This is a genomic window from Corynebacterium aquilae DSM 44791, from assembly GCF_001941445.1.
Taxonomy (GTDB): domain Bacteria; phylum Actinomycetota; class Actinomycetes; order Mycobacteriales; family Mycobacteriaceae; genus Corynebacterium; species Corynebacterium aquilae.
This window is the reverse complement of sequence record NZ_CP009245.1, coordinates 1,109,782-1,124,976: the sequence shown is the minus strand read 5'-3', so window position 1 is coordinate 1,124,976 and position 15,195 is coordinate 1,109,782. Positions and strand designations below refer to the sequence as shown.

At 58.6% G+C, this 15,195-nt stretch carries 15 protein-coding genes; 5 read left to right on the top strand and 10 right to left on the bottom strand.

Annotated elements, in window-relative coordinates:
- Window positions 1-15: 15 nt before the first annotated feature.
- The 10 genes from CAQU_RS04780 to CAQU_RS04740 form a co-directional block, all read right to left on the bottom strand.
- On the bottom strand, window positions 16-459 hold the full coding sequence (locus CAQU_RS04780) for a hypothetical protein (protein ID WP_075725694.1): 444 nt from the start codon (window positions 457-459) through the stop codon (window positions 16-18).
- A gap of 29 nt (window positions 460-488) precedes the next feature.
- Window positions 489-776 carry a hypothetical protein gene (locus CAQU_RS04775; protein WP_075725692.1) on the bottom strand — a complete coding sequence of 96 codons (288 nt, stop codon included), beginning with the start codon at window positions 774-776 and terminating at the stop codon, window positions 489-491.
- Between the two features lie 110 nt (window positions 777-886).
- Window positions 887-1,762 (bottom strand): phage tail tube protein, encoded by an 876-nt coding sequence (locus tag CAQU_RS04770; protein ID WP_075725690.1) that lies wholly within the window; start codon window positions 1,760-1,762, stop codon window positions 887-889.
- 81 nt (window positions 1,763-1,843) lie between these two features.
- Complete coding sequence (locus CAQU_RS04765; RefSeq protein WP_157108906.1) at window positions 1,844-2,137, bottom strand: hypothetical protein; 294 nt, start codon at window positions 2,135-2,137, stop codon at window positions 1,844-1,846.
- 332 nt (window positions 2,138-2,469) lie between these two features.
- Window positions 2,470-2,787: a hypothetical protein gene (locus tag CAQU_RS12600; protein WP_157108905.1), complete on the bottom strand. Its 318-nt coding sequence runs from the start codon at window positions 2,785-2,787 to the stop codon at window positions 2,470-2,472.
- Between the two features lie 405 nt (window positions 2,788-3,192).
- A complete protein-coding gene (locus tag CAQU_RS04760) occupies window positions 3,193-4,212 on the bottom strand; it encodes a major capsid protein (protein WP_075725687.1) in 1,020 nt (339 codons plus the stop codon).
- Window positions 4,212-4,595: a hypothetical protein gene (locus tag CAQU_RS04755; protein ID WP_075725685.1), complete on the bottom strand. Its 384-nt coding sequence runs from the start codon at window positions 4,593-4,595 to the stop codon at window positions 4,212-4,214. The genes CAQU_RS04760 and CAQU_RS04755 overlap by 1 nt, the downstream gene beginning before the upstream one ends.
- A 40-nt stretch (window positions 4,596-4,635) precedes the next feature.
- On the bottom strand, window positions 4,636-5,172 hold the full coding sequence (locus CAQU_RS04750; protein WP_075725684.1) for an HlyD family secretion protein: 537 nt from the start codon (window positions 5,170-5,172) through the stop codon (window positions 4,636-4,638).
- Window positions 5,173-5,333: 161 nt separating this feature from the next.
- Complete coding sequence (locus tag CAQU_RS04745) at window positions 5,334-5,708, bottom strand: hypothetical protein (protein WP_075725682.1); 375 nt, start codon at window positions 5,706-5,708, stop codon at window positions 5,334-5,336.
- Between the two features lie 14 nt (window positions 5,709-5,722).
- Complete coding sequence (locus tag CAQU_RS04740) at window positions 5,723-6,829, bottom strand: VG15 protein (protein ID WP_075725680.1); 1,107 nt, start codon at window positions 6,827-6,829, stop codon at window positions 5,723-5,725.
- Window positions 6,830-7,176: 347 nt separating this feature from the next.
- Between CAQU_RS04740 and CAQU_RS04735 the strand changes: the two genes are divergently transcribed.
- The 5 genes from CAQU_RS04735 to CAQU_RS04715 all read left to right on the top strand — a co-directional run bounded on the left by CAQU_RS04735 (window position 7,177) and on the right by CAQU_RS04715 (window position 15,127).
- Window positions 7,177-8,430 carry an IS110 family RNA-guided transposase gene (locus CAQU_RS04735; RefSeq protein WP_075725678.1) on the top strand — a complete coding sequence of 418 codons (1,254 nt, stop codon included), beginning with the start codon at window positions 7,177-7,179 and terminating at the stop codon, window positions 8,428-8,430.
- Between the two features lie 83 nt (window positions 8,431-8,513).
- Window positions 8,514-9,140, top strand: coding sequence for a tyrosine-type recombinase/integrase (locus CAQU_RS04730; protein ID WP_084562802.1), 627 nt, complete (start codon window positions 8,514-8,516; stop codon window positions 9,138-9,140).
- 46 nt (window positions 9,141-9,186) lie between these two features.
- Window positions 9,187-10,005 (top strand): shikimate 5-dehydrogenase, encoded by an 819-nt coding sequence (locus CAQU_RS04725; RefSeq protein WP_075725675.1) that lies wholly within the window; start codon window positions 9,187-9,189, stop codon window positions 10,003-10,005.
- Window positions 10,006-10,202: 197 nt separating this feature from the next.
- Window positions 10,203-11,006, top strand: a complete 804-nt coding sequence (locus CAQU_RS04720; protein WP_075725672.1) for a hypothetical protein — start codon at window positions 10,203-10,205, stop codon at window positions 11,004-11,006.
- A 368-nt stretch (window positions 11,007-11,374) separates the two neighbouring features.
- Entirely contained in the window at window positions 11,375-15,127 is a 3,753-nt protein-coding gene (locus CAQU_RS04715) for an ABC transporter ATP-binding protein (protein ID WP_075728392.1), read from the top strand.
- Window positions 15,128-15,195 lie beyond the last annotated feature (68 nt).

Here is a 15,195-nt window from a genome sequence, read left to right as displayed (position 1 = left end):
ATCATGCCAAGGGGGCTAAACCCACCCCAGCCACTCATTTAATTCATCCAGCGGGGTGGCTTCACCCACAATGCGCCCAGACTCATCCACCCCCGGCAAAGTCTCCTCAACCGTAGGGACAGGCGCGTCAAGCTGCTGCGGGGGCACGTCACTGGTGGCGGTAGGGGGTGTATCTGCCCCAGGGCGGGGCACAGGTTGGGGTGCGGGCTGGTCATACTTCCCGCCAGAAATATGAAGCGCCAAAAGCCACGCAAGAACATTCACAACATCCAACGTTTCAGCCTGAAGATGCTGCGAATCGTCCCACGCTGCCTGCTGCCCCGCCCGCGCCACCGCCAACAAGCTCCCCGGGCGGGCAGTCTCAATCAGGGCAACAAGATCCGCCCACGTTAAACGTTGTGAGCCGTCATTAAGCCACCGCAGTCGTAAACCCTGCTCAATAAGCCCGGCTTCAACCAATCGGCGCGTACCCCGCTCATCTAGCAGCGTTAGCGCCGCTTGGATTCCCCCAAGGCCACTTCCAGACCCTTTTCCCAGCCACGGAAAAACTTCGGAACCTCAGCCAGGCTCAAAGCGTCAACCTTTTCCAGCTCATCCGGCTCTGCGAACTCCTCCAACAGAGTCCACATCTGGTCATTCAGATCCAGCTTGCGCACCCGGCGCATGGTTCCAGCGTCAATGACCGTATCCAGCCAGGGGACAGTGATGACAGTGCCATCATCGGCGGTGTACTCGTAGTTTTCGGTGCGGTCATCGGTGGTCTTTTTAGTAGCCATTAGGGGGCCTCCTAGTGAGAGTGTTTTGTGTGAAAAGTGGGGGCAGTGCCCCGCGTGGTTGCGGGGTGTTGTGTGGTGGCGAGCCTGCCCCGGCGCTCACCTAGCGCGGTTTAGCCGTCTGCGGAACCGCGTTCAACCTTGGCTTCACCGCTGCCACCTTTCAGCGCGGTGGTGTTCACCGCAACAGAAACAGCGTTGGTGATGGTGTAGGGGCCGTTGCCCCTGACTTCGACGGTCTTAGCGCCCGCTTCACGAATCTTGGACTGAACGGTAGTGCCCTGCGCGTTGTGTGCCAGGCCGGTGGCGGTGTAGCCGTCCACGGTCAGATCCCATGTGCCACTAGACGCGCCAGACGGCAGGGTCAGCTTGCGGGTGAAATCGTCCGGGTCAACATTGTCTCGGTCAAGCCACTGATAAAGCTTGTTGCCATCAACGTCAGGGAAGCACTCCAACGTGACCTCGTACTTGACGACACCAGCCTTAACCCACTGCACGTCACCCACGTTGGTGACCTGAACATCAGGTGCCAGCACACGAATACGCGCGCCCTTACCGCCCTTAATGTCGAACATCACAGAGATATTCGCCAGCGGTTCAGCGTTTTCCGCAATGCGGATGGACTTGCCCCCGTTGGAGATGACAACGTTCTGCGGCCCGTACACAGTGCGCAAAACATTGACGTTAGCGCTTTCCATAAAGGTCAACTTCAGGGACGCAGAGTGGTCAGAATCCAGCACAAGAACGGTGTCACCGTTCCAGTCCTTGATTTTCTCGGTAGAACGGTCAACCGTCTTGGTCACACCATCCTCGGTGATGTGGCCAGCCGGAACCAAACCCAGTTCAGGCGCAACCACAGCAGAAGCACTTTCCGGGTAGTTTTCGGTGTTGGTGATAGGCTCACCAATCTGGATACCGCCAGCAGCCTTGACGTTAGGTGCACCAACAATCAAGTTGTAGCGGTTGCGCTTATCAGTAGAAGCAGCCATAAAAAGAATCCCCCCTTGGGATTAGAAAAACCACCCGCCAATCCAGCTAGGTGGCGTGATGAACAAAAAGCGAATTGCGAATTATTCGCGGTTGTCGTGGTACAAGTGCCCCGTAAACTGCACCCGCGCCGTATCTCTTAAATCCGGGTCAGCCCATTCTTGCGGGCCAGCTTGTTCAACCCACCCGAACACATCAGCACAGTCAGCATCAATGCTGCGCATCGTGGTGCGCAGTTCGTCTGCTAGTAGAAAAGCCGCCTGCAGGCTAGGCGCGTACACCTGAACGATGACCAGGCTACGATCAATAACCAAATCAACCGGCTGCGCTGCCCCCTGGTCGATGCGAACGAATGTCTGCGGTCGTGGTTTTGGCACTTTGTGAGTGACCATCACACCCGGGTGTTGGGTGCGGAAATGTTGTTCAACCAACCGCATTCCCAGCGTCATCCCACACCCCCAACCTGACCGTTAGCTTCTAGTGCTTTCAGCAGCTTGTTTGTGCGCGCGTCAGCAAATTTAGCCAACCTAGATTCAGGAAACACAATGGTGTGATAGCGCCTGTGGCCTTGCTGGCCATCCCACGCATAGCCGTGCCCAGCAGTCGCCGCAACTCGTTGCGCTGCGGAATCCACTAGCGCAGTTGTTTCTGGCTGACGTCGCAGCTGCTCGAAAGCTTTGATGTCCCACTTGATGCGTGCCACCCTACATCACCCCTCAACCCGGTAGAGCCGCGTGACCGCCAAACCAGGCTGCCACCACGGATTGTTGTCATAATTCTGGGGATTACCCTCAACCTCCCATACCGTGCCATCAGGCAGGCGAACAACCTGCCCAGACAACGGTGACACGGCATGGGGTGCGTAAAGGTCAATGTGGTCACGGGTGCGGCTAACACTATCCCCCTGTTGCTCATCAACAACGTTCAACGCCCACCCAAACACATTGACCTGCTGCCAGTGCACGTCCCCCCGAATGACATCATCACCAAAAAAATCGGTGCTGGTATCAAACGTTCCAACTTCCACAACGAATGATGTGGGAAATCACCACGTGCGGACAGTGAAAGCACCCCCTTTGTACTGTGCAAGCCTCAGCTTATCCTGCCGAGTCAACCACACACCCCCATCGGTAGAGCCATCACCCATAGACACGCTACGAGAAAACGGGCCAGCAGTGTTTTGCAAACTCGAAACCCCCACAGGTAGCCCCGTATCCTCACTCGTTAGCGAACGAGCGACAAGACGGGCAACGATACGGGCCACAGGGCCGGGAATAGGTTCAGCAAACTCACGACGACAGTACGCCTGAACAACATCGCCAGCTTCCTCAATGAGACGAGTGATTCGGGGGTACTCATCAACATCAATATCGCCGATAAGTAGGGCTACGTCGTCAACAGATGCCAACAAATCACCCACCCCCTTTCGTAGCTAGGTCAAAACAGTAGCGACCATTGCGGCGTTCGGGTTCGTCAAAACCGGAAGCGCAATAGCGTTAGTGTGCACCCAGAAAGAATACGGATCGTATTCGCGGTGAACTCCAGCGACGATGCCACCCAAATCGCCAGGAAGCAGATTGTATGCTTCATCCCCAGCTTCAGCAGGGGCACCCCACACGGTTTTACCAACCGGTGCGTCACCAGGAAGCATCAGCACAGACTTAGGGTCAAGGATGGGCTTTTTCTCACCACCAATAACCACACGACGATCAAAGATAGTCAGCCCTGGCAGCCCGTAGGAACCAAGAAGCGCGTTAATCGCGTCCAGAGTGGTGATAGACGGGGTATTCACCCCGCCGACGGCCTTACGCAAAATCTCATTACGCTGCAGCTGCGCCACTGCCTTACGGGACACGATAAACATGCCCGGCACATCGCCGTTTTCGTCGCTGTAGGCTTCAGCCCACTTAATCAGGTCATCCAGAGGGTTAGCTTTCTGCTGGTCCCATTTCGTGTCAGCAGTGACCTCCATAGAAGAATCACGGCCAAGCTCAGCAGAAACCTTGAAACCGTTTTCGTTGATGTTGATGCGTGCAGTCTGCAGCACCTCACCACGCATGGCTTCAATACGTTCGGACACCGCACGTACCGCCTGCTGCGCGACCTTGCCGATAGTCAGCTTCAGCTTGTCATCAGAGGGGCGACCAGCCTGACCCATAATCAGGTCTAGCTCACCAATACGCAGTTTCTGGGATACCGGGGGCAACCCCAGGGTCACCATTTCGCCACCCTCGTAGCGACCCAGCGGGGATTCTGCATCAAACGCGCGGTACTCAGCCGCAGGCGTCAACCCCTCACGGGTGCGATTGAACTCCGCCACGCGGCCGTCAATCTGCTCAGACGGCAACAGAGCTGCCAGGGAGCCTTTTTCCTGCTCGATTTGCGCAAGAGACTTCCGCGCCACATCGGTCAGTTCATCCGGGGTAACCAGTTCAGTCCACAATTCCGCCATTACTTAACCTCCTTAACGATAGTGAATTGGGGGTTTGGAGTGGTCAGAGTGGACACGTCAAACAGGTCTGCGGGTAGCTTGTCAGCGCGAATGCGGCCGTGCCACATCATCGGGGCGACCTGCACAGTGCCCTTATTGGGTTGTGCGACCAGCAGAAAACCAGCGAGCTTTTCCGTTTTTTGGGTCAGTGGCTCATACTTGCCACCAGTATCCGAAACTTTTAGCGGGGTACCCGCCGGGATGATGTCGCCATGGGTGGACTTAAAGCTTGCAAACTTTGCGATGTCCAAGGTGACAGTGGTGGCATCAGTCGTGCCGGTTGCAGAACCAAGCCAACGCTGGTCGCCACCACCAAAGGTTTTTACAGTCAGTCCAAGATCCATAAGGTCTTCAACCGTCCTTTCGTGTGATATGAGTGTGCCCCTAGTCCAAGCCCATCAGTTTCGATAGTCGGCGCGCGCCCGTGGTGGGGGGCACCTCTTTGACCGGGGTGATGGGGGCGTGGGTGGGCACTGTGTGAACAGTGCGGCTGTTGACCAGTTCGGCCAACTGCTCGGCAAAAGTGTCGGCAGTATGGTCAAGACGGTAAGCCGCGTCCATGAAGCTGCGAGAATCCAGCAAGGCGGCCACGTCCGCGCCTGTTGCGGCCAGGGTGGTCACAAGGGCGTTTTCGTGGGTGAGTGTGTCCAGCTGGGCGCGGGTGTCCGTCAGCTCGCTTTCGCGGGCCGTGAGGTCTGCGCGCAGCTTGTCTAGCTCTTCCTTGTTGCCCTTTGCGCGTGCTTCCCAGGTTCGGGAGTGCTTGCGGGCTTCTTCCAAGCGGGCCTCAGCTTCCTTGATGCGTTCCTCTGCCGTCGTGGAGGTGCTTTCCGCTTCCTCGTGCTCGGCAGGGGGCTGCTGATCCACCGGGGTGGAATCGTCAGTGGTGTCCGGGTCTGCTTGGGTGGTGTTCTCTTTGTCCATGGTGTTAGTCCTTTTCCAGGTTGGTGTGTGGCCACAAGTGTCCCTTTTCGGGGTGGCCGGGCATGACAAAACCCCACACACCACCCAAATAGTTTCGGGGTGCATGGGGTTTGTCTCGTGCCGCGCCAGGACTCGAACCTGACGTGAAGCCCAACAGGTGCTTACGCGGCTGTCTGGGAATCCTCCCAGGGGGCTGGCACGCCAGTAATCTTCTTCATCGACGCGGCCATCTCAATGACTTCTTCTGGCTCGTACGGGGCTTGGAAGATTGGGATGAGGGCCAGCTGCTCAAACCACCAATCAGGCACGCCAACATCGCGCTGGCTGACGAGATATGCGATTTCATCGAACGCATCCACCGGATACCCAGCCTTGAAGCAACTCCGCGCATCGTCACCAAGCTCTTCCACGGCGATACCAGCATAGGACAGCAGGAAATCCAACAACGCGTAGAAGTCTGACCGCGCCACGCTCTCGCGCTCAAAAAAGGACAAAGAGTCGTAAACACGATGCTTGAGATCTATCTGTGCTCGCAAGTCCTCTCTCCTTTTCACTCCACGGGGAAAGCGGTGAGATGTTCACCCCCACCGTCACGACCAATATAGTACTGCAATTTAACTTTTAGACCAGCGTACTCGAAGACTTTGTGCACACGCGTCCGCGCATGTGCACCATTGGTGCGAGCTTGCCATACTTCCCACGGCCCTGAATCTTCCAGCCCCACGACAAGCGCATCCACAATATCCTGATCCTCCCAGTATTCAGGGAACCGGGTCTTGTCTTCTTGAGGTGCCAAAGTATCCGCAGTGTGTCCCCACCGCGCGTACTTGAGCATTTCCAGTATGGACGTGTTTCCGCGCCACCCGTACAGCACATGCCCAAAAACATTTTCAATCCTCGGCTGTGGTAGCTCTACACCCGTGGTGCTCACAAAGTGCCTCAACCGAACCTCGGGGATCTCCACGCCCGGTATCGGGGGAAAAGCACGGAAATCTGACAACCTTAAAAGCGAATCCCTGCGGGCGATTTCCCACGCGCGCTGGTCTTCTTCGCTATCCGTCAACCCCGAGCGCCTAGCCATAGCTATCACCTCACGGGTGATTTCGGGAACACTCTCAACCACCCCCGCCATCGCCTCAGCAACCCAGCACTGGCACCCAGGGTGAAAATCCCCACCATCGCCGACACTACGCTGCTTAGTCCCACCGCTGGCACGCATCAAACACCACGCACACGCCGTAGCATTCGGCACCAGCACATACCCCGTGCGTGCATGCGCGGTGGCCATCATCACGGTGTTCCTGGCAGGCTGTAACACCAACGTTGTCAGCATGCGGCTCAACGATCCGGGAAGTTCATCAACGTCCTGCCACATATCAAACGCCTCATCCAGCGTAGCAACTACCGCCGTCCGCTTCGCTGTTCGTGCCACCTCCGGCGTGGGCAGATGCCGCAACTCAGGATGACTCAGACGGCTAAGCTCAACCATATTCGCTGCATCCACCGCCACAGCCAAACCTTGTGTCTCAACAATGTCTTCATACACGGCGCGCAGTGCTTCCTGGCGTTGCTCAGCAGTCTCATACCTAGCGACAATCGCCACCCATTCCTGTTGCAAACGCTGCTGCGCCTGCGCGACGGCAAGTTCCAAAGACATCGAATACGTGGCATGTACATGCCTTAGCGAATCCACGCCACATTAGCGTAATTGGCAGTTCAGTAAAGGTGCCCCTCAACCTAGAGTTGAGTGTGGCTCGTTCTGAGCTCGTCGCTGGTTGCCGGCATGGCTCTTCGTCCCTGTCATCAATGATCCGGGGGGTGTTGCCACCGGCACCAGAGACGTACTCGCCTGCTAATAGGAACTTGGCACCCAAGAAGCACTTGGTGATGCCTCATCTAATGTGGCTGTAGCCCGTACGTCATGACACCAGCGATGATCAACAACAACGTCGCTGGGACTTTTCAACCAGCGCACCAATACCCAACAAGGTGGTGCCATTTGTCATGACAACGACCTCCCTTACCGCCGATATCGTCATCGGACTCGATGTCGGCAAAACTCATCACTATGCCTGGGTCATTGATACCCAGTGCAAATGCCTATACAAAGGCAAGATCAACCAAGACCAACAATCACTGACCAAGCTCTACACCAAAGCACAACGCTTCGGCGACACGGTCATGCTGGTGGTTGATCAACCAAATAATATCGGTGCCTTCGCAGTCGAAGTTGCCCGACAACAAGGCCTGCAGCTGGGCTATCTCACCGGCACACGGATGCGACACGCCTCCCGACTACACGCAGGCAACAGCAAAACAGACCCGAAAGATGCGCAAATCATCGCAGAAACTGCAATGCGCATGCCGCAATCTTTGCAACCGGTCGCACACACCGAAGACGCGATGCAACAGCTGTCCATCCTGAACGGTCAGATTGAAGACCTCATCCGCACACGAACCGCATATATCAACCGCATCCGGGTGACACTGCTTGTTATCTGCCCGATCTTGGAACGCTTCTTCGCAGGGAAAACCCTGTCAGCACAATGGGTCAAAGCATTGATCCTGCACTACAACAGTCCCCAAGCAATCGTACGAGCAGGAGAAAAACGCCTCACGCGATTCCTTGAACGCAACTGCCCCACCGTGCGCAACAAACCCGACAAAGCACATAACCTCATCACCGCCATCGCATCGCAAACAATCACGATGCCGCACACCGAAGCACGATGGCGCAGCGTGCAAAGCTACCTGGAACTGATCACCCACATCAACGATGAAATCCAGCAACTCCAAGAAGAAGCAGAAGCACTGGCAGCCACCATGCCGGAATACCAAATCTTGCTGTCAATGCCTGGTGTTGGTCCCAAAACCGCGCAGACGATCATCATGTGTGTCGGCGACCTGCGTGACTTTCACACCCCGGCTGAACTCGCATCCTATGCCGGTATATGCCCCGTGACCAGACAATCTGGCACATCAATCAAAGGCGAACACGTCAACAGAAGTGGCAATAAAAGATTAAAGAACGCCCTGTGGTATTCCGCTTTCGCCAGCATCAAATCACACGAACGTTCACGCACATACTACCAAGGCAAACGCGACGCCGGAAAGCGTCACAACGCTGCAGTCATGTGCCTGGCACGCAGACGAACCAACGTCATCTTCGCAATGCTCAAAAACCACACCTTCTACGACGACCACTACAAAGCAACCGGCACCATCGCCGAGCACCCACCACAACAGGCCGCAGCCTAACTCAATTCCCAAAGCCACCCCATTGCACCCACGCCGCAATGGGGACTCAAGCATGCCCGAGACACCCCTAGGCAATGACCTAAATCACGCTAAAAAGCTGCCCGAGAACTTGCAATTACCATAGGAACACCCCCCAATATGAAGCAGCCATCTGGTTCCTAGCCACCACGGGTGTGCGATTCGGTGAAATGATCGCGCTGCGCGCCTGCGATGTGGACCTAGAACGGGGCCGCGCAACCATCAGCCGGAACTATATCTACTTGACGAAAACCCCCACCCTGGGCACCCCAAAAAGCGGTAAATCGCGGGAAATCAGTGTGCCCAAAATTGCCTGCGAGAAAATCGCCCCATTGGTGGCTATGCGCGCCCCTGATGAACTGATTTGGCAGCGCCCTGACGGTAGCCCCCTGCCTGTCAGTAAGACCGGGGGCGGGTGGCTAGAACGCGCTATTAAACGCGCGCAGGCAGACGGTAAGGACATTCCGAGGGTGACCCCGCATGGTTTGCGCCATGTAGCTGCGGGGTTAATGGTCTCGGCGGGTGCGAATGTTAAGGTCATTCAGCGCCAATTGGGTCATGCTTCGGCTGCGATGACATTGGATATTTACACCACACTGTTTGATGCCGATCTTGATTCAGTCGCGGTGCATGTTGATGGGCTTTTTTCTGAACAAGACCAGGATAAGACCACGGCAAGCGACGCGGCCTAGTCCGGTGCTGGTCAGAGTAGGTTTTGTGGGTTAGGTATCAATAAACATGGTTAATATCGTCGACCGGAATACAACGTTGTGTGTGTCTCTTGCTGCGCGCCCTTCGAATCATGGTGTGCGTTTTCACAATTGGTTGTACGCGGAGTTGGGGCTGAACTTCCTGTACAAGGCGGTTGCTCCGAGTGAGATCACGGCTGCTGTGGCGGGTATTCGGGGGTTGAATATTCGTGGCGCTGGGGTGTCTATGCCGTTTAAGGAGGAAGTGATTCCTTTGTTGGATCGTTTGGATCCTTCGGCGCAGCGGCTGCAGGCGGTCAACACGATCGTCAACGATGGTGAGTTGTTGACGGGGTACAACACGGACTACATGGCGGTGCGGCGTTTGTTGAAGCGGTCTTCGGCCACTGCTGAGACGTCGGTGGCGGTGCGTGGTTCCGGTGGTATGGCCCGTGCCGTGGTGGCGGCGTTGACGGATCATGGGATGCGGGGCACGGTGGTGGCCCGTAATCACACCACTGGGTGTCGTTTGGCGTCTGATTTTGGGTGGGAGTTTTCTGCCCAGGTGCCGCAGGGGGTGCAGATGCTGGTGAATGTCACTCCGTTGGGGATGCGGGGTGCCGATGAGGATGAGTTGGCGTTTAGTGTCGAGCAGATTCACGACGCTGACATTGTGATGGATTGTGTTGCTTATCCGGTGCGCACTCCGCTGGTGAAGGCTGCTGAGAAGCTCAATCGGGAAATCATCGATGGCGGCGAGATTATCGCGTTGCAGGCAGCTGAGCAGTTTGCGTTGTACACCGGTGTGGTGCCAACTCGGGAGCAGGTTGCTGCTGCGGAGGAGTACGCGCAGCGAGACGAATCCTAGGATTACTTTTGCCTGCTTCGCCCTGTATTCTGCGGGCAGGAAATACTATTGGTAGTTAAGGCGTTATCAATAGATGGCTGTGCGTGATGCACGGCCCACCCTGCCACCGCGTGGTTTTCCACTGCGGTCTTAACGGTGGCGGGGATGGATTTTTTTAAAACCCTGTTACCCAACAACACAAGGACGTTTGAGCTTTTATGGGCATTTTTGGCCGTGACGACAAGGTTGCCAAGCGCGATAAGGACATCACTGACGCTGTGCACAGCGATCCTCAGGTTTTGGAGGAGCGCGCTGGTGCGACTGGCCGGATTTTGATTACTGCGCTCGACAAGGCTGCGCATATGCAGTCGAGTTTGATTGAGGGCTATGTCAACTGGCTGCGTTCGAAGAACCCCGAGGCCTCTCCCTACGAGATCCAGCGGTTGATGGATAAGCACATTAAGCGTTTGGCGACCGGTAGTGGTGCCACTGTGGGTGCCGCCGCTGCGGTGCCGGGTATTGGTTTCGCGACGGGTGCTGCCGCGGTGGGCGCGGAGTCTGTGCTGTTTTTGGATGCTGCGACGTTTTATGTGATGGCGTCGGCGCATCTGCGTGGGGTGGATATTCGTTCTAAGGAGCGTCGCCGGGCGTTGATTTTGGTGGTGTTGCTGGGTTCTGCCGGCACCATGATTGTCGATGCTGCTGTCGGTAACTTGGGCGATCGTAAAGGTGCGTCTGTGGCGGCTACCCTGACTCGCTTTGGTACTCCCAGCCTCAATGAGGTCAACTCCCGACTTCTAAAGACCGCGACGAAGCGGCTGAACAAGAAGCTGTGGGGCACGTGGGTCGGTAAGGTGATGCCGTTGGGCATTGGTGCGGTTGTGGGCACTGTGGCTAACCGTAAGATTGCGGACAAGCTGATTGAAAATGCGCGCACTTCTTTGGGTGCATTGCCGGCGAAGTTTGCTTCCGCGGCACCGCAGGATGTGGTTGAGCCTGAAACTCCTTTGACAAGCGCCTAGGTGTCTTAGCGACCCCGGCGCCTTTGTGGGTGGCGTCGGCGCGTTTATTTGGGGCGCGTGGACTGTTGTAAGTCCGCGCGCTTTTATTTTTTTTTGGGGCTTTGGGCGCGCATGTGCGCATGCGGGGGTTTTCTGATTGGCTGGTTGGTAGTCCCTTTGGCGATATCGGCTGGTTTTCTTTGCCGGCGGTGTTTTTGCTTTTGTGCGCGCAGCCTTGTTGGTGTGCTGCGCTGGTTTTTTTCACGCGGAAAGGTGTGTTTGTCGTGAGGCAGAGTTCGCAGGTTCCGGCTTCTGCGTCGGGGTACTCCCCTTCTGCGCTGAAAAGTCAGCCGCCGTCTCAGGTGCAGGGGCTGCAAACCCTGCTGTCGATGTTGGCGTTGGAAAAGCGGGCTGGCGTGCTCGCGATGGTGTTTACTTTGCTGGTGACGGCGACGGAGACGATCGCTCCGTTGGTTACTCGCGATGCCATTGATGTGGCTACGGGCGCGGGTGATGGTGGTGTGCCGGCGCGCCTGTTGGCTGGTTTTTCGCCGTTGTCGGCGACGATTGCGGTTTTTCTGCTTCTCGCGGTGGCGCGTTATGCAACCCAATTTGGGCGCCGCTGGCAGGCGGGCAAGCTTTCGATTGGGATGCAGCACACGTTGCGGGTGCAGGCCATGGATCGGCTGTTGGCGGTGGATGGTCCCCGCCAGGATGAGTTGTCAACCGGCCAGGTGGCTTCCCGCGCTATTTCCGACATCACGACCTTGCAGGCGATCGCTGCGGTGTTGCCGCTGGCTTCGGGGGTGGCGGTGAAGGTGGTTGCGATGGTGGTGGTGATGTTTGTGCTCAACCCGTGGCTGGCGTTGGTGGCACTTGTTAGCTTGCCGATTATCGTGTTTTCCGCCTCCCTGTCGCGCACCACGTTGTTTGCTGCCACGTGGTCCGCGCAGCAAAAGGCGGCAGATTTGACCACCCGTGTTGAGGAGGCCATCACTGGGGTGCGCGTGGTGAAGGCTTTCGCGCAGGAGTCCCGGGAGGTCGACACCATCGAGCGGATGGGCCGGGAGGTGTTCGCGCACCGGATGCGCGCGGCGAAAATGACCGCCCGTTTCCAGCCGGCGCTCGACCAGCTGCCGTTGATCACGTTGGTGATCAACGTGGCGGTCGGCGGCTACCTGACTCTGCATGGCGCCATTTCGGTTGGCACTTTTGTGGCGTTCACCGCCTATCTGATGACGCTGACCTCCTCGACGCGCATGCTGGCTGGCGTGGCCGTGCGCTTGCAGTTGGCGATGTCGTCGGTGGAGCGCGTGCGGGAAGTGCTGTCTTTGAGCCCGGAGGTTGATGACTCCGCTGTCCAGGGGGATCTGCCCGACGGGCCGTTGGGGGTGCGCGTGGATAGGGTGTCTTTTTCTACCCGGGGTCGACAGGTGCTGCGCGATGTCAGCGTGGAGGTTCCCGCGGGCTCGAGCGTGGCGCTGATTGGCCCGCCCGGTGCGGGCAAGACGATGCTGGTGCAGTTGTTGGGCGATTTTTATCGCCCCGACAGTGGCACGCTCGCGCTGACCACAGCGCAGGTAGGTGCCGAATCGCAGCGGGTGGACTACGGCACGGTGCCGCGGGCGCTGTTACGCAAGGCCGTGGTGTGCGTGTTCGATGATGCGTGGCTGATGTCGGATACGGTGCGCAACAATATTTGTTTGGGCGCGGATATCGACGAGCAGTCGCTGCTGCGGGCCACCGATATTGCGCAGGCCACCGAGTTCATTGAGCAGCTGCCCGATGGTTTCGACACCGTGCTCGGCGAGCGCGGCCTGACCTTATCCGGCGGCCAGCGCCAAAGGATCGCGCTGGCGCGCGCCATCGTGCGCAACCCACGAGTGCTCGTCCTGGATGATGCGACCAGCGCCATTGATGCTTCCACGGAAGCCAAGATTTTGGCTGGGCTGCACGACGAGCTGGACAACGTGACCATTATTTCTGTGGCGCACCGCGAATCCACCGTGCGGCTTGCCGATGCGGTCGTGGTGCTCGATGACGGTGCTGTCACCGCCCGCGGCCCGGTCGATGAGATGGCTTCATCCCCGGAATTTAGCGCTTTAATGGCCACCCGCCCGGTGGTTGTCGACGAGGACGGCGAACCAGTCCCCTTCGACGCGGGCGAGGAACCACCTGCCAGCAAGCTGTGGCCGGACGACACCGAGGACCTGGAGCGCGCCGCGAAAGCCCGGCAGCGCCCGAAGCCTGCCCGCGGCGGTGGCGGTGGCGGCGGGCGCCCCCACGGCAAGGGTGGGCCCGGCATGCCCGCGATCGCGGCAACGCCACAATTAATGAAGAAAGTCACCGAGCTGCCGCCCGCCGACGAAGACCCGGCAGTCGACGCGGACTACTGGCGGCACTTCGAAGGGCCTTTGCGCCCCTGGGCGATGCTATCGACCGTCAAGGGGCTGATCCTCACGGTGGTGGTGTTGCTGATTGTGGGCGTCGGCGCCGATTTGGCGTTTCCCGCCCTCATGCGCATCGCCATCGATGCCGGCGTCGGCCAGCAACAGACGCGCGCGCTGTGGACCATCAGCGTGGCCGGTATCGCCATCGTGGCCATCAGCTGGGTGGCCGCAGTCGGCCAAACCATCTTCGCGGCACGCACCGGCGAGCGTTTGCTGTTCACGCTGCGCTTGCGCTCCTACGCGCATCTGCAGCGGCTGAGCCTGTCCTATTTCGAAAAAAACCGCGCAGGTTCAGTGCTGACCCGCATGACCACAGACATCGACTCGCTGACCTCCTTCCTGCAAACAGGACTGGCCCAAGCGCTGGTGTCGGCGGGCACCCTGGTTGGTGTCTCCGCCATCATGCTTACCCTCGACGTTGAGCTTGCCCTCATCGCACTTGGCGTGATCCCCATCGTGGTTATCGCCACCAACGTCTTCCGCAAAATCTCCTCCAAGCTCTACGCCCAAGCCCGCAAGGACATCTCCGCGGTCAACGCCGATTTCCAGGAAGCCCTGGGCGGGCTGCGCCCCATCCAGGCCTACGGTGCCGGCGACTTCATCGACCGCCGTTTCGTCCAGCAGGCCGAAAAATACCGCGCCACCCGCCTGCGCAGCCAACGGGTCATCGCCACCTACTTCACCTCCATCGCATTTGTGAACATGGTGGTCGAAGCCATCATCTTGTTCGTCGGCGCCCGGCTGGTCGAACGCGGCGAAATCACCGCCGGCACGCTGGTGTCGGCGGCGCTCTACCTCGGTTTGCTCCTAGGACCGATCCAACAGCTATCCCAAACCTTCGACGGCTACCAGCAGGCACGCGTCTCGCTGGGGCGCATCGCAGAACTCCTCACCACCGGACCAGACGTGCACGACGCCGGGCAGCGAAGCGATGCGCGCAGCCACGCCGACGGCGACATCGCCCTCGACAACGTCACCTTCTCCTACGGTGTGCGCGACACCCCGGCGCTTGACGGCGTCAACGTCACCATCGAGCCCGGCAGTTCAGTCGCCGTCGTCGGCCCCACCGGCGCCGGCAAATCAACCATCATCAAACTGCTCACCCGCTTCTACGACCCCACCACGGGCGCAGTCACCGCCAGCGGTGTCGACATTCGCGACTTCACCATCGACAGCTGGCACCACGCCCTTGGGCTGGTTCCCCAAGAAGCCCACCTGTTTAGCGGCACGGTGGCCGACAACATCGCCTACGGTCGCCCCGGCGCCGACCGGGAAGCCATCACCGATGCGGCCCGCCGCGTCGGCGCCCTGACCGCGATCTCCCGGATCCCCGGAGGATTCAACCACCCCGTCGGTGAGCGCGGCGCGGGACTATCTTCCGGCCAACGCCAGCTCATCGCCCTGGCACGCGCTGAGCTCGTCGAGCCCCAACTGCTGCTGCTGGATGAGGCAACCGCCACCCTGGACCCCGCCACCGAAAACACCATCCTCAACGCCTCCGACCGGGCCACCTCGCGCCGCACCAGCGTCATCGTCGCCCACCGCCTGGCCACCGCCCAACGCGCCGACCGGATCCTCGTCGTCAAGGACGGCCGCATCGTCGAAGACGGCACCCACGAGGAATTGAAAAACGCGGGTGGCACCTACGCCGCCATGTGGCACGCCAACACCAGCCAACCCCAGCAGCAATAACCCCCTTTGTCCCCAACGAAAAACGCCACCGATGCCGCGGGCTTTTATGCGCGCCAACACACGCAAAA

Bases quoted from the DNA above. Each gene is read 5' to 3' on its own strand.
- CAQU_RS04775 (WP_075725692.1), bottom strand. From the start codon at position 776: ATGGCTACTAAAAAGACCACCGATGACCGCACCGAAAACTACGAGTAC.
- CAQU_RS04770 (WP_075725690.1), bottom strand. From the start codon at position 1,762: ATGGCTGCTTCTACTGATAAGCGCAACCGCTACAACTTGATTGTTGGT.
- CAQU_RS04760 (WP_075725687.1), bottom strand. From the start codon at position 4,212: ATGGCGGAATTGTGGACTGAACTGGTTACCCCGGATGAACTGACCGAT.
- CAQU_RS04755 (WP_075725685.1), bottom strand. From the start codon at position 4,595: ATGGATCTTGGACTGACTGTAAAAACCTTTGGTGGTGGCGACCAGCGT.
- CAQU_RS04750 (WP_075725684.1), bottom strand. From the start codon at position 5,172: ATGGACAAAGAGAACACCACCCAAGCAGACCCGGACACCACTGACGAT.
- CAQU_RS04740 (WP_075725680.1), bottom strand. From the start codon at position 6,829: ATGTCTTTGGAACTTGCCGTCGCGCAGGCGCAGCAGCGTTTGCAACAG.
- CAQU_RS04735 (WP_075725678.1), top strand. From the start codon at position 7,177: ATGACAACGACCTCCCTTACCGCCGATATCGTCATCGGACTCGATGTC.
- CAQU_RS04725 (WP_075725675.1), top strand. From the start codon at position 9,187: ATGGTTAATATCGTCGACCGGAATACAACGTTGTGTGTGTCTCTTGCT.
- CAQU_RS04720 (WP_075725672.1), top strand. From the start codon at position 10,203: ATGGGCATTTTTGGCCGTGACGACAAGGTTGCCAAGCGCGATAAGGAC.
- CAQU_RS04715 (WP_075728392.1), top strand. From the start codon at position 11,375: ATGTTGGCGTTGGAAAAGCGGGCTGGCGTGCTCGCGATGGTGTTTACT.